Here is a 13,997-nt window from a genome sequence, read left to right on the forward strand (position 1 = left end):
TCCCCATGCGAGAGTAGGGAACTGCCAGGCATCAAATAAGCAAACAAGCCTCATGCGAAAGCATGGGGCTTTTTTGTTATGGGAATGACAGAAGGCGGTTACCGCTCTCAGAGAGCAGGACAAACGAACCGTAAGGTGAAGTTTGAGGCCCGCAGGGTGAACGGACGTTCACAAACTGCCAGGCATCAAACAAGCAATAACCCCAGCCGGAAGGTTGGGGTTTTTTGCGTTTGCGGGACGGATAAAAGTTACCCTGAAAGGTCTATTTTTGCTCTGTCCGGGTCACTTTCATCTCAATGTCGCCAAAATAGTGCTTTTTAATCTTCAGCCAGGTGCCGTCAGCAATAACCTTGGACAGTCCTTCATTCAGCATTTGCTGCGTTTTTTCATCCCCTTTACGTACGCCATAAGCTGAACCAATGCTGTAAAGCAAATCGTCACGCACTTCAGGGCCCATCAGCGCAAAATCTTTGCCTTCAGGCTTCTGCAGGAAGCCAAACGAAATGGCAACTGCCGGACTCAGAGCGCCATCAAGCCGTCCCGCAGCCAGATCCTGATAAATCACATCCTGATCCGGATAGGTTTTGATCTCCACGCCTTTCGGTGCCCAATATTTATTGGCATACATTTCCTGTATCGATCCCTGCTGAACAGCAATCGTCTTGCCCTGCAACGACTCTGCACTCGGCTGCAGGTTAGTACCTTTTCGCGCTACTAACTGAGAAGGAACATGGTAAATAAAGTCACTGAAATCAATCGATTGTTTACGTTTACTGGTCGCGCCCAGCGGCGAAATGAAATCCACTTTTTTGGCCATCAGTGACGGGATCTCTGCATCAAAACTGCTGACCACATAGTCACATTTAACCGCAATGGCTTTACAAACGGCGTTGGTAATATCGATCTCAAAACCGGCAGGTTTGCCATTCACATCGCGATACTGAAAAGGCGGATAGGCCAGGTCAGCGGCTACTCGCAATGTTTCACCTGCCGCCATCGCAGAAGAACAGCCAAGGGCCAGCGTTGCTATCGTCAGAATATGGGATACTTTGATCATTGCTTCTCTCCTGCCTGAACTTTTTGTGTGGACCACTGAGTAAATTCGTTCTTCACCGCCGCCAGTTGCGCCTCATCCTGGCACAAGTCATAAGCTGTCATCGCCAGAGCCTTCGCCGCCGTTAACATGGCGCTGAGGCCAGTCGCAGAACCAGCCGCAGCGGCAAATTCAGGAGTATGAGGTGTGACATCACCAATACGCAGATAAGGATGAATAGCCGCCGTTACCTGGCTTACGTTGCCAATATCTGAAGAGCCTACACCGCCACTTTTAGGTGGGTCGTAGCTTTCCACGTCAAGTAGCGCCAGGTTAGCCGTAAAGCTGGCTGCCAGCGCCAGATTGTTATTACGCTCGGCGTAAAACAGCCCTTCCTCTATCTCTACCCGTGCTCCGGTCATCTCAGCGGCGCCGTTGACGGCAGCATAGACTTTACGGCGGACCTCACTCAGGCCACCAACAGTAGCAGCACGCAGGATAAACTTAGCTTCCGCATAGGCTGGGACAATATTTGCCGCGCTACCCCCGTGAGTAATCACGCCATGGATACGCACATCATCGGTGAAGAACTGACGTAAGGCATTGATGCCATTGAAGGTGTGGATCACCGCATCAAGTGCACTGATCCCTTGTTGCGGTGCGGAAGCAGCATGAGCTGGCTTACCATAAAATTTGAACGTGGAGTCATGGCAGGCAAGCGCACCGCGCAGCACCATATTCCTCTCTCTTGGGTGGAACATCATCGCCGCGTCGACATCATCAAAAACGCCTTGTTCCACCATGATGATTTTACCGCCGCCATCTTCCTCGGCAGGTGTCCCAATCACCTCAATGCGGCCGTTAAACTCGACATTTGCTGCCTTCAACGCCAGCGCCGCCGCGACAGAAGCCGTCCCAATCAGGTTATGGCCACAGGCATGGCCCAGCTCGGGCAGCGCATCATACTCAGCGAGAAAAGCGATGGTTGGGCCACCGGTTCCTTGTTGCCAGCTGGCGCGAAAAGCGGTTTCCAGCCCACCGGTTCCGGTTTCAATGCTGAAGCCTGCTTCGCGTAATGGCTTAATCAATTCAGCCGCCGAGCGGTGTTCTGCAAAGCTAAGCTCGGGATGTTGATGCAGGCTTAACGCCAGATCGTTCATCTCAGGACTGATATGATTTGCGGCATAAATAATTTTATCTTTCTGCGCGCTGTTGGTGCGTTCAGACATAATGATTCCCCAATTCGGTGCAGTTAATTACAGAAAAACCAGTGCGTTATAATGGTATAGGCCTTTTGCTGCACAATTCCCAATTGAGCTTTTTTATGGCTTGCGTAATGCTGCCAAAAATTATTTTATGGTAAGGGTGGGCTAATAAAATGAGCAGGCGATGAACGAGAAAGACTGGCTAATCATCCGTACTGTCTGGCAGTACAAAAACATCACTCGTGCAGCGGAAGAGTTATTTACTTCGCAACCTGCGCTCAGCTATCGCCTGCGACAGATTGAACGCAAGCTCGATGTTCAGTTGTTTGAAGTCGGTGGTAAAGGGCTTAACTTCACCGCGCAGGGACGCTATCTGGCGCAGCACGCAGATACGGTCCTGGATGAACTGCAACTCCTGCGCACCACATTACAAAACCTGAACGGACCGCAGCAGGGCGAATTGAAGATCGGGGTATCAAGCAACTTCGCTGCTTACCGGCTGCCGGATCTGTTAGCCGAGTTCAGCCAACGGCATCCGGGCATCAGCGTGAATCTGGTCACCGGATTGAGCGAAGAGATGTTCCTCAAACTTCAGCGTGGCGACGTCCATCTGGCGGTGGTGAAAGACGACTATGGCTGGAAAGAAGGCAAGAGGCTGATTGATGAAGATGACTATTACCTGATTAGCCGCCAGCCGATCGATCTGGCGCTGTTACCCCATCTGCCGCAAATAAAAATCAGCCACGGTGGCCATATCACTAAACTTATAGAACGTTGGTGGAATGCCAATTATTCGCTGGCACCGCGAGTAGTGATGAATGTCGATAAACTGGAAGTCTGCCTGGCAATGGTGGAGCGAGGACTAGGTTATGCGATTGTCTCCAGCTACCAACCGCTGGCGCCAACGCTTTGTCGTACGCCGATAGCGGTAGGTGGGGAGCCAGTCAAAAGCCGCACCTGGCTTCTTTATCGTCATGCCAGCACGGATGCCGCTGTAACGCTGCCCTTTGTTGAGATGTTTGGCGATCGCAGATGAAACATTTTCAACTTACGGATGAAGCCTCGACATTCGCCGATCATCGCGTTATCTTCGGGTGTCTGGATGTCTAAACGTATGAATGGATAAATGAGGAAGCAAGGTTATGCCAATCAGGGTACCCGATGAACTACCAGCAGTGAATTTTCTGCGTAACGAGAATGTCTTTGTGATGACCTCAACCAGGGCCAGCACTCAGGAAATCCGTCCGTTGAAAGTGTTGGTACTGAATCTGATGCCGAAAAAGATTGAGACAGAGAACCAGTTTCTCCGCTTGCTTTCCAACTCGCCGCTGCAAATTGATATCCAGCTGTTGCGCATCGACAGCCGTGAAACACGCAACACCCCGATGGAGCACCTGAATAACTTCTACTGCAACTTTGAAGATATTCAGCATGACAACTACGATGGCCTGATCGTCACAGGTGCGCCATTAGGCCTGGTTGATTTTAATGATGTTGCCTATTGGCCGCAGATCCAGCGAGTGCTGCACTGGGCGAAAGAGCATGTGACGTCCACGCTGTTTGTCTGCTGGGCCGTTCAGGCTGCACTGAATATCCTGTACGGCATTCCTAAGCAAACCCGGGAAACGAAACTGTCAGGGGTTTACGACCACCAGATCCTGCATCCTCATGCACTGTTAACCCGTGGATTTGACGATACCTTTCTGGCACCGCACTCCCGCTACGCGGACTTCCCAACGCAGCTGCTGCGAGATTACACCGACCTGGAAATTTTTGCTGAATCGGAGCAAACGGGCGCTTATCTGTTTGCCAGTAAAGACAAGCGGCTTGCGTTTGTCACCGGGCATCCTGAGTATGATGCACTGACCTTATCGGGCGAATTTCATCGCGACTTTGAAGCCGGTCTGAACCCGGATATTCCGTATAATTATTTCCCGCAGAATAATCCTCAGCTAACGCCGCGTGCTAGCTGGCGCAGCCACGGTAACCTGCTGTTTTCAAACTGGCTGAACTACTATGTTTACCAGATCACCCCATTCGATTTGCGCCATATGAATCCCAGCCTGGAATGAACTCTCCGTTAGCGAAGAAAAGGGTCAATCTCTGAAAAAGAGTGGCCCTTTTTTTATTGTCTGAAATCCTCCAGTCTCCCTGCCAAACCTCTTTGATCTGCCAGTGTTTATCACCTTCCATCATGCTGAAAAGCAGTGTGTGAAACTCCATTCCTGTAATTGATAAACTTTAAATCATTAACTATCAGCAGTTTATTGGCTAGGAGGCAATAAAATGGAAATAGTTTTTGATTTTATATTTTGAAAAATTGTATGTTGATTCACGGGTTAAAAATCACCCAAAGACAGAATCGTCCTTCTGAGGATGCAACCAGGCTGGGAGTGAAGAGATGACACAACAGGTTATCAGCACAGAAATGGCGTTCCAGCGCCCTGTAGGCCCAAAAGAGCGGCAGATCCTGACCGACGCGGCAGTGGAATTCCTCGGTGAACTGGTGGCGAAATTCACCCCGCGCCGCAATGAATTACTGACCGCCCGCAAGCAGCAACAGCAGCGTTTTGATGCCGGTGAACTGCCTGGATTTATTTCGGAAACGAATTCCATTAAGCAATGTGAATGGAAGATCCGTGGCATTCCGGCTGACCTGCTGGACCGCCGCGTAGAGATCACCGGCCCGGTTGAACGCAAGATGGTGATTAACGCGCTGAATGCCAATGTAAATGTCTTTATGGCCGATTTCGAGGACTCGCTGGCACCCTCATGGGACAAAGTGATCGAAGGGCAAATCAATCTGCGCGATGCGGTTAACGGCACCATCAGTTACCGCAACGAAGCGGGAAAAATCTACCAGCTGAAGCCCGATCCCGCCGTGTTGGTTTGCCGTGTTCGCGGGCTGCACCTGCCGGAGAAGCATGTAACCTGGCGTGGTGAAGCCATCCCCGGCAGCCTGTTTGATTTCGCGCTCTACTTCTTCCACAACGTGGACGCCTTACTGGCGAAAGGCAGCGGGCCCTACTTTTATCTGCCGAAAACCCAGAGCTGGCAGGAAGCGGCCTGGTGGAGCGAAGTGTTCAGCTATGCGGAAGATCGTTTTGATCTGCCACGCGGCACGATCAAGGCCACGCTGCTGATCGAAACGCTGCCAGCGGTATTTCAGATGGACGAGATCCTTTTCAGCCTGCGCGATCACATCGTGGGTCTGAACTGTGGCCGTTGGGACTACATCTTCAGCTATATCAAAACATTGAAAAATCATCCCGATCGGGTGTTACCCGATCGTCAGTCGGTGACGATGGAAAAAGGATTTCTGGATGCCTACTCGCGTTTGCTGATTAGAACCTGTCACCGCCGTGGTGCTTTTGCGATGGGTGGGATGGCGGCCTTTATCCCGAGCAAAGAGCAGGAGCGCAACCAATGGGTGCTCAACCGGGTGAGAACGGACAAAGAGCGTGAGGCCACCAACGGTCACGACGGCACCTGGATTGCTCACCCGGGCCTGGCAGATACGGTGATGGCCGTTTTCACTCAGGTGCTGGGCGACAAGCCTAATCAGCTGGATGTCCTGCGAGAGGATGATGCCCCCATCACGGCTGAACAGTTGCTGGAGCCCTGTGCTGGCGAAAGAACCGAAGCCGGAATGCGAGCCAACATTCGCGTGGCCGTGCAGTACATCGAAGCCTGGATCTCTGGCAATGGCTGCGTCCCGGTCTATGGCTTGATGGAGGATGCGGCTACGGCTGAAATCTCTCGTACCTCGATCTGGCAGTGGATCCGCCATGGTAAAACGCTGCAAACAGGGGAGAAGGTTACCGAGGCGTTGTTCCGACAGATGCTGGCCGAAGAGATGCAGGTTATCCAGCAGGAGCTTGGAGACCAACGCTTCTCTCAGGGGCGTTTCTGCGAAGCCGCCGAACTGATGGAACGCATTACTACTGAACCCGAGCTGGTGGAGTTTCTGACTCTGCCGGGCTACAGCTTACTTCACTGACCTACTGGGGATTTTGCTATGACTTCTCGTACCCAACAGATCGACCAACTGACTCAATCCTGGCGAGATGCACGCTGGGAAGGCATTACCCGTCCTTACTCTGCGGAAGAAGTGGTGAAGCTGCGCGGCTCGGTGAATCCTGCCTGCACACTGGCGCAGCTTGGGGCAGAAAAACTCTGGGATCTGCTGAACGGTGGAGCGAAGAAAGGGTATATCAACAGCCTTGGGGCACTGACAGGCGGGCAGGCATTACAACAGGCCAAAGCCGGGATCGAAGCGGTCTATCTCTCCGGCTGGCAGGTGGCGGCAGATGCCAACCTGGCAGGCAGCATGTACCCGGATCAGTCGCTCTATCCGGCCAACTCTGTCCCGTCGGTGGTTGAGCGCATCAACAACACTTTCCAGCGAGCAGACCAGATCCAGTGGGCGAACCAGATTGAACCGGGCGATCCGCGGCATGTGGATTATTACCTGCCGATAGTCGCCGATGCGGAAGCGGGCTTTGGTGGCGTGCTGAATGCCTTTGAACTGATGAAGGCGATGATTCAGGCCGGCGCAGGTGGCGTCCATTTTGAAGATCAGCTCGCGTCGGTGAAGAAATGCGGCCATATGGGCGGCAAAGTCCTGGTCCCGACTCAGGAAGCGATCCACAAGCTGGTGGCAGCCCGTCTGGCAGCGGATGTCATGGCCGTTCCAACCGTATTGATTGCTCGTACAGATGCCGATGCGGCTGACTTAATCACCTCGGACTGCGATGAATATGACCGGGAGTTTATTACCGGCGAGCGCACGCCAGAGGGCTTCTTTAAAACGCATGCCGGTATCGAGCAGGCCATCAGCCGTGGGTTGGCTTATGCGCCTTATGCCGACGTATTGTGGTGCGAAACGTCCACCCCGGATCTGGCGCTGGCAAAACGCTTCGCCGACGCTATCCACGCCCGCTTCCCGGGTAAGCTGCTGGCCTATAACTGCTCACCTTCTTTTAACTGGAAGAAGAATCTCGATGACACCACCATCGCGCATTTCCAGCAGTCGCTGAGTGAAATGGGTTACCGCTTCCAGTTCATCACCCTGGCGGGGATCCACAGTATGTGGTTCAGCATGTTCGATCTCGCCCGCTCTTATGCGGAGGGCGAAGGGATGCGTCATTACGTGGAAAAAGTGCAGCAGCCGGAATTTGCCGCGCGGGAACAAGGCTATACCTTCTCCTCACATCAGCAGGAGGTGGGTACCGGCTATTTTGACAGCGTCACCAATATCATTCAGGGCGGCGTCTCTTCAGTGACCGCGCTGACCGGATCAACGGAAGAACAGCAATTCTGATCGGACAAACGGGGGCCCCATGACACAACGAGAAACGCTGATAGCACAGACCATCCTGCAGGGTTTTGATGCGCAGTACGGCCGGTTTCTGGAAGTGACAGCCGGGGCCCAGCACCGTTTTGAACAGGCCGACTGGCAGGCCGTGCAGGCTGCCATGAAGGCCCGTATCCATCTGTACGATCGTCACGTTGGTCTGGTGGTAGAGCAGCTCCGCTGTATAACAGGAGAGCAAGTCAATGACGACGATTTTCTGCTGCGGGTGAAGGCGATTTACACCGAGCTGTTGCCCGACTATCCCCGTTTCGAAATAGCCGAAAGCTTCTTCAATTCTGTCTATTGCCGTCTGTTTGGACATCAACTGCTGACGCCAGAACGCTTGTTTATCTTCAGCTCACAGCCTGAACGGCGCTTTCGTACTCTTCCGCGTCCGCTGGCGAAAACGTTCTATGCCCACGGCGACTGGCAGGCACTCCTGAGCAGGGTTTTACACGATCTGCCGCTGCGTCTGCCCTGGCAGGACAGTCAGCGGGATATCGGTTTTGTGATGGCCCATCTGCAGGAGAATTTCAGTAAACAGCAGCTGGCTGGCGGAGCGCTGGAAGTGGCCAACGAGCTTTTCTATCGCAATAAAGCGGCCTGGCTGGTGGCAAAGCTTCGCCTTGAGTCTGGCGTCTACGCCTTTCTGTTACCCATCCACCGAAGCGATCGGGGCGAACTGATGATTGATACTTGCCTGACGCGTAAGCGTGAAGCCAGCATCGTGTTTGGCTTCGCCCGCGCCTATTTTATGGTTTACGCGCCGTTACCTGCTGCGCTGGTGGAGTGGCTGCGGGAAATTCTGCCGGGAAAAACCACCGCAGAGCTGTATATGGCTATCGGCTGCCAGAAGCACGGTAAAACCGAGTGCTACCGGGAATATCTGCAGTATATGAGCGCCACCTCTGAAGAGCTCATCATTGCCCCCGGCGTGCGGGGACTGGTGATGCTGGTCTTCACGTTACCGGGATATGACCGGGTATTTAAGGTGATTAAAGACCGCTTTGCCCCGCAAAAAGAGGTAACGCCTGAGCGTGTCCGGCAGTGTTATCAATTGGTCAAAGAGCACGACCGTGTCGGCCGCATGGCGGACACCCAGGAATTTGAAAACTTTGCCCTCGACAAAGCTCGCATCAGCAAAGAGTTGCTGCAGGTGATGTGGCAGGAGATCCCGGAAAAACTGCAGGAGCAGGGCGACAAACTAGCGATCAGCCATCTGTATCTGGAACGCAAGATGACGCCGCTGAATCTGTGGCTGGAACAGGCGGATGCGCAACAACGCCGTGAGGCGATTGAAGAGTATGGCAATGCCGTTAAGCAGCTGGCCGCTGCAAACATCTTTCCCGGAGACATGCTCTACAAGAATTTTGGCGTAACCCGTCACGGTCGCGTGGTGTTTTATGATTATGATGAGATTAGCTACATGACCGAGGTGAATTTTCGGCAGATCCCCGCTCCCCGTTATCCAGAAGATGAGCTGAGCCACGAACCCTGGTACAGCGTGACGCCAGAGGATGTGTTCCCGGAGGAGTTTCGCCACTATCTCTGTGCCGATCCGGCTATTGCGCTGTTATTTGATGAGATGCATTCGGAGTTATTCACGGCTGCTTTCTGGCGAAGCCTGCAACAGCGTATTCATGAAGGGCACATTGAGGATGTTTATGCTTACCGTCGGCGACAGCGCTTCTGTCAGCGCTATGCGCAGAGCCTGACGGAAAGCCAGGCTCTGCGACAGGATCAGGCTGAAGCGCCTGCTACAGCTTCGCGTGCCAGCGAGGTGATGCGGTCGTAATCGCCGTTCTCCAGCGCATCGTCAGGCACCAGCCAGGAGCCACCGATGCAATGCACGCTTTTCAGCGCCAGATAGTCGCGGTAGTTAGCCGGCGAGATGCCGCCAGTCGGGCAGAAGCGAACCTGAGGGAAAGGCCCCGCGATGGCCTGCAGCGCTTTCACGCCGCCGTTGGCTTCAGCCGGGAAGAATTTAAACTCACGCAGGCCATGATCCATGCCCAGCATCAGCTCAGAAACGGTGCTGATCCCAGGGATCAATGGGATCGATCCGGCATTTGCCGCTTTCAGAAGATCTTCTGTCAGGCCTGGGCTGATCGCAAACTGCGCACCAGCTTCGGTCACTTCATGAAGTTGCTGAGGGTTGATCACTGTTCCTGCGCCAACGATCGCGTCCGGGACTTCTTTAGCAATGGTGCGGATGGCCTCTAGCGCACAAGCCGTACGCAGAGTGACTTCCAACACGCGAATGCCGCCAGCGACCAGGGCTTTAGCCAGTGGCACAGCATGTTCCAGTTTGTTTATCACGATCACCGGGACGACCGGGCCTGAAGTCAGGATCTGCTCTGCGCTGGTTTTCCAGTTATTCATTGAGGTGCTCTCCATTAAAATTTGATGCAGCAGGCGCCCTGTTCGGCTCCTGAAAGTTGACTACGCAGCGCGCCAAATAATTCACGCCCGGAGCCAATATGCTCAGCGCTTAAATCAGGCTGATAAGCCGTTCGTTCATTCAGTTCGGCCCGATCAACCTGCAGTTCAAGCTCGCCTGTGCGGCCATTTACCCGGATCACGTCACCGTTTTGCACTTTCGCCAGCAGACCGCCGGTATAGGCTTCAGGGGTAACATGGATGGCCGAAGGCACTTTGCCTGACGCGCCCGATAAGCGACCATCAGTGACCAGAGCCACTTTAAAGCCCCGGTCCATCAGCACGCCAAGTGGCGGCATCAGCTTATGCAGTTCCGGCATTCCATTGGCCTGAGGCCCCTGGAAGCGCACCACCACCACGCAATCTTTGTTCAACTCGCCCGCTTCGAAGGCGGGCAGCACGTCGTGCTGGCTTTCGAACACAACGGCAGGCGCTTCAATAATCTGATTATCAGCCGGAACCGCAGAGGTTTTCATCACGGCGCGGCCCAGATTACCCTGTAGCACTTTAGTCCCGCCATGTTGCTCGAAAGGCTGCGACACCTTAGCGATCACCTTGTCATCGAGCGAAGCATCCGGGCCATCACGCCAGGCCAGCTGACCGTTATCCAGCCACGGCTCCTGGGTGTAACGCTGCAGGCCAAAACCGGCCACAGTGTGGACGTCTTCATGCAGCAGGCCGTGAGCGAGAAGCTCACGCACCAACAGAGCCACGCCGCCGGAGGCCTGGAACTGATTAATGTCTGCCGGGCCATTGGGATAGATGCGGCAAAGCAGCGGGATCGCCTCTGAAAGCTCGGAGAAATCATCCCAGTTAATCTGGATACCAGCCATACGCGCCATTGCGACCATATGCATGGTCAGGTTGGTTGAGCCACCTGTTGCCAGCAGCGCGACAATCCCGTTAACCACCACTTTCTCATCAACCAGTTTACCCAGAGGCAGATAGTTGCCGGACATTTCGGTCAGGCGAGTCACCTGGCGGGCAGCGGCATCAGTCAGCGCTTCACGCAGCGGCGTATCAGGATGGATAAAGGAAGAGCCGGGCAGATGCATCCCCATCACTTCCATCACCATCTGGTTGGTATTGGCGGTGCCGTAGAAGGTGCAGGTACCAATGCCATGATAGGAGGCGGCTTCCGCTTCCAGCAGCGCATGGCGATCGGCTTTACCTTCGGCATACAGCTGGCGAACGCGGACTTTTTCTTTGTTCGGCAGGCCGCTGCTCATTGGGCCAGCGGGAATGAACAGCGCAGGAAGATGACCAAACGACAGGGCCGACATGACCAGGCCGGGAATGATTTTGTCGCAAATACCGAGGAACAGGGCGCCATCGAACATATTGTGAGACAGGCCAACAGCGGATGACATGGCGATGATATCGCGGCTCATCAGCGAGAGTTCCATCCCGTCCTGGCCTTGGGTCACACCGTCGCACATTGCAGGCACGCCGCCAGCAACCTGACCAACCGCTCCGACCTGATTCAGGGCACGGCGAATTTTGTCCGGATAGACCTCGTAAGGCTGGTGGGCTGAGAGCATATCGTTGTAAGCGGTGATGATGGCGATATTGCTGCGCACCATATTTTTCAACGACGCCTTATCGTCTGGCTGGCAGGTGGCAAAGCCGTGGGCAAGGTTGCCACAGGCCAGTTTTGCACGCTGTACGGTTTTAGAGCGGGCGGCGTCGATACGGGCCAGATAGGCGGCGCGGGTCTCTGCTGAGCGTTCAACAATGCGCTGAGTGACGCGGGCAATGGCTGGGTGAACGTTGTTCATGCGCAGGCTTCCTGTAGCTGGAAGTGCTGGATATGCTCAACCGTTGCGGCAATCACCTGTTCCAGTGGTTGATTAATGTCGATGATCTTGACGTCACTTTCTTCCGCGCCTGGCTGTTCCAGCGCAGCAAACTGGCTGACCAGCATCTGGGTTTTGAAGAAATGACCACTGCGAGCGGCAAGGCGCGCTTCAATCACCGGGAAATCGCCATGCAGATAGACAAACGACAGGTTGCTGTTACCGGCACGCAAACGGTCACGATAATGCTTCTTCAGTGCAGAGCAGACGATGATCGACACGCTATTGGTGCGTTGCATAGCAAAGGCGGCATCGTTAAGGGCCGTTAGCCACGGCGCACGGTCCCCATCATTCAGCGCTTCACCTGCGGCCATTTTCTGAATGTTATCGCGGGGGTGCAGGAAATCGCCATCCAGCATTCCTGCTGAGAGCTGACGGGCGACGCTGGCCGCCACGGCAGATTTTCCGCTGCCGGAGACCCCCATGATGACGTAAATTCTGTGGTGTTGATTGCTCATAGCTCAGCTCCAAAATAGCAAAGGCACGACGCTCGCTGGCGTTGTTACCGGTAACATCTCTCCTTAGCATTGTTGGGGGAATGCGCTGAGTACGCAATCAGAACAGCGGGGAATCGGCGGTAAATGTGATCTGGTTCAAATTTTGCGGGGAAGGGTGCTCAAAGACCCCACCTCAACACTGCACTGGCGAGCAGGCTGCCCGCCAGTGGGGTTGCTTTACCTTGTCGAGTCACAGGCTAAGCTGGCAGCAACCTCTGTTCCTCCTTGTTTAATGTGCAATTCGCAGAGCGAACCACGCGTGATCCAGATGACAGTAACAACTGTAATACAGACCACAATTAAGCAGAGGGCGAACATTTTCTGTGCCATCTTTGGCCTCCTTTCTCCGTTGCTTTTCAGCGGGTAAAAGGCTACCTTTACACTGTCGGGTGTAAGAGCGGCCTCACTTTGAGTTACCTCAGGTGGGGCTTTTCTCTTTTTGTCCTGGCAACCCAGGACAAAAAGATCCTGAGCACCCAGGCGCAGTGTAGCGCACACTATTTCATCTCAACGACACCACTTCACTAAACTCAAATCTGGCCCTGATTTTTCTGCAACAACAATGAAACTCCACTCGGTATTTCTGAGCCAGCTCAGCGCGCGCCGCCGTATTCGCGGGTAATCTCTTTTGCTGCTTTTATTACCATGGCACCCAGTTCGGTCACACGGTCATCGGTCACTCTGGAGATCGGTCCCGAAATGGAAATGGCGGCAAAGGGTTCATGGTGCTCATCATAAATACAGGCTGCCACGCAGCGCAGGCCAAGCGCATGTTCTTCATCATCGAAGGAAAAGCCCACTTTGCGCACCAGCGCGAGGTTCTCTTTTAAAATGTGCGGCGACATCAACGTTTTGGGCGTGTAGTGATGCAAGCCCTGCCGGTGCAACAGTTCGCTGACCTGAGCATCATTGAGATTCGCCAGGAAAGCTTTACCCGCGCCGGAAGCGTGCATCGGCAATTTGCCGCCAATAGGCGCGGACATCCGCATCAGCTGAGTGCACTGAACCTGGTCAATAATCACCGCCTGGCGATCGCTCAGGTCCAATACCGCCAGATTGACGGTTTCCCCGGAGTCTTCCATCAGCTGGCGCAGCATCGGGTGCACCAAAGCCAGCAGGTTTCGGCTCTGCAGAAAACTGCTTCCCACCACAAAGGCATGCGCGCCAATCGTCCAGAGCCCCAAATCGCCAACCTGGCGGACAAAGCCCTGTTGCTGCATCGTGGTCAGCAAACGGTGAGTGGTGGAGTTTGGCAAACCGGCCTGCTGTGCCAGCTCGGTTAACGCCACGCTGCCGTGCGAATCAGCGATAAATTCCAGCAATTTAAGGCCACGGGTCAGTGACTGAACCTGTCCGGCCGGCTGGGCGGGTTGAGCGGCAGCCGCGCGGGGTTTTTTACCGCGTTTAACCACTACGGGGGTCGCCATATCTGACTCCTTAATTTTCACCATGTGGAAATCATTTTCGTTTTATTGGTTAATAATGCAACGTCAGCTTTACTGGTCGGAGTAGTTAAGCGAGCTGCCTGAAAATGTCTCACGGTGGTTTTCTTTTACCCGCTTAAAAGTTATGCCAGTATGTCCAGCTGGCATATTTGCCACCGGGTTGAAG

General features: G+C 54.0%; 12 protein-coding genes. 5 read left to right on the forward strand and 7 right to left on the reverse strand.

The annotated features are described in order from the left end of the window. Window positions 1–262: 262 nt before the first annotated feature. Window positions 263–1,057 (reverse strand): transporter substrate-binding domain-containing protein, encoded by a 795-nt coding sequence (locus WCC56_RS12810; RefSeq protein WP_424692738.1) that lies wholly within the window; start codon window positions 1,055–1,057, stop codon window positions 263–265. Then, window positions 1,054–2,262 carry a M20 family metallopeptidase gene (locus tag WCC56_RS12815; RefSeq protein ID WP_424692739.1) on the reverse strand — a complete coding sequence of 403 codons (1,209 nt, stop codon included), beginning with the start codon at window positions 2,260–2,262 and terminating at the stop codon, window positions 1,054–1,056. The genes WCC56_RS12810 and WCC56_RS12815 overlap by 4 nt, the downstream gene beginning before the upstream one ends. Window positions 2,263–2,422: 160 nt before the next feature. Here WCC56_RS12815 and WCC56_RS12820 point away from each other — a divergent pair, with 160 nt between their 5' ends. The 5 genes from WCC56_RS12820 (at window position 2,423) to aceK (ending at window position 9,389) form a co-directional block, all read left to right on the forward strand. Beyond that, the gene (locus WCC56_RS12820; protein ID WP_424692740.1) at window positions 2,423–3,274 is read left to right on the forward strand and encodes a LysR family transcriptional regulator; all 852 of its coding nucleotides are present in this window, start codon (window positions 2,423–2,425) and stop codon (window positions 3,272–3,274) included. Between the two features lie 106 nt (window positions 3,275–3,380). After that, window positions 3,381–4,310, forward strand: coding sequence for a homoserine O-succinyltransferase MetA (metA, locus tag WCC56_RS12825; protein ID WP_424692741.1), 930 nt, complete (start codon window positions 3,381–3,383; stop codon window positions 4,308–4,310). Window positions 4,311–4,639: 329 nt separating this feature from the next. After that, window positions 4,640–6,238 (forward strand): malate synthase A, encoded by a 1,599-nt coding sequence (aceB, locus tag WCC56_RS12830; protein WP_424692742.1) that lies wholly within the window; start codon window positions 4,640–4,642, stop codon window positions 6,236–6,238. A gap of 18 nt (window positions 6,239–6,256) precedes the next feature. Then, a complete protein-coding gene (gene aceA / locus WCC56_RS12835) occupies window positions 6,257–7,561 on the forward strand; it encodes an isocitrate lyase (RefSeq protein WP_424692743.1) in 1,305 nt (434 codons plus the stop codon). A 19-nt stretch (window positions 7,562–7,580) separates the two neighbouring features. Then, complete coding sequence (gene aceK, locus WCC56_RS12840; protein WP_424692744.1) at window positions 7,581–9,389, forward strand: bifunctional isocitrate dehydrogenase kinase/phosphatase; 1,809 nt, start codon at window positions 7,581–7,583, stop codon at window positions 9,387–9,389. Here the strand turns inward: aceK and WCC56_RS12845 are convergent. The 5 genes from WCC56_RS12845 to iclR form a co-directional block, all read right to left on the reverse strand. Continuing rightward, window positions 9,335–9,976, reverse strand: a complete 642-nt coding sequence (locus WCC56_RS12845) for a bifunctional 4-hydroxy-2-oxoglutarate aldolase/2-dehydro-3-deoxy-phosphogluconate aldolase (RefSeq protein WP_424692745.1) — start codon at window positions 9,974–9,976, stop codon at window positions 9,335–9,337. The genes aceK and WCC56_RS12845 overlap by 55 nt on opposite strands. A gap of 14 nt (window positions 9,977–9,990) precedes the next feature. Continuing rightward, window positions 9,991–11,811 (reverse strand): phosphogluconate dehydratase, encoded by a 1,821-nt coding sequence (gene edd, locus WCC56_RS12850; RefSeq protein ID WP_424692746.1) that lies wholly within the window; start codon window positions 11,809–11,811, stop codon window positions 9,991–9,993. Next, window positions 11,808–12,347 (reverse strand): gluconokinase, encoded by a 540-nt coding sequence (gntK, locus tag WCC56_RS12855; RefSeq protein WP_424692747.1) that lies wholly within the window; start codon window positions 12,345–12,347, stop codon window positions 11,808–11,810. Before gntK ends, edd begins: the two co-directional genes overlap by 4 nt. A 216-nt stretch (window positions 12,348–12,563) precedes the next feature. Further along, entirely contained in the window at window positions 12,564–12,716 is a 153-nt protein-coding gene (locus tag WCC56_RS12860; protein WP_424692748.1) for a Hok/Gef family protein, read from the reverse strand. Window positions 12,717–12,979: 263 nt separating this feature from the next. Next, window positions 12,980–13,813 (reverse strand): glyoxylate bypass operon transcriptional repressor IclR, encoded by an 834-nt coding sequence (gene iclR / locus WCC56_RS12865; RefSeq protein ID WP_424692749.1) that lies wholly within the window; start codon window positions 13,811–13,813, stop codon window positions 12,980–12,982. Between the last annotated feature and the right edge of the window lie 184 nt (window positions 13,814–13,997).

The organism is Erwinia sp. (assembly GCF_049696395.1).
Taxonomy (GTDB): Bacteria; Pseudomonadota; Gammaproteobacteria; order Enterobacterales; family Enterobacteriaceae; genus Erwinia.

Coding starts and splice junctions, on each gene's coding strand:
- WCC56_RS12810 (WP_424692738.1), bottom strand. CDS start 1,057: ATGATCAAAGTATCCCATATTCTGACGATAGCAACGCTGGCCCTTGGC.
- WCC56_RS12815 (WP_424692739.1), bottom strand. CDS start 2,262: ATGTCTGAACGCACCAACAGCGCGCAGAAAGATAAAATTATTTATGCC.
- WCC56_RS12820 (WP_424692740.1), top strand. CDS start 2,423: ATGAACGAGAAAGACTGGCTAATCATCCGTACTGTCTGGCAGTACAAA.
- metA (WP_424692741.1), top strand. CDS start 3,381: ATGCCAATCAGGGTACCCGATGAACTACCAGCAGTGAATTTTCTGCGT.
- aceB (WP_424692742.1), top strand. CDS start 4,640: ATGACACAACAGGTTATCAGCACAGAAATGGCGTTCCAGCGCCCTGTA.
- aceA (WP_424692743.1), top strand. CDS start 6,257: ATGACTTCTCGTACCCAACAGATCGACCAACTGACTCAATCCTGGCGA.
- aceK (WP_424692744.1), top strand. CDS start 7,581: ATGACACAACGAGAAACGCTGATAGCACAGACCATCCTGCAGGGTTTT.
- WCC56_RS12845 (WP_424692745.1), bottom strand. CDS start 9,976: ATGAATAACTGGAAAACCAGCGCAGAGCAGATCCTGACTTCAGGCCCG.
- edd (WP_424692746.1), bottom strand. CDS start 11,811: ATGAACAACGTTCACCCAGCCATTGCCCGCGTCACTCAGCGCATTGTT.
- gntK (WP_424692747.1), bottom strand. CDS start 12,347: ATGAGCAATCAACACCACAGAATTTACGTCATCATGGGGGTCTCCGGC.
- WCC56_RS12860 (WP_424692748.1), bottom strand. CDS start 12,716: ATGGCACAGAAAATGTTCGCCCTCTGCTTAATTGTGGTCTGTATTACA.
- iclR (WP_424692749.1), bottom strand. CDS start 13,813: ATGGCGACCCCCGTAGTGGTTAAACGCGGTAAAAAACCCCGCGCGGCT.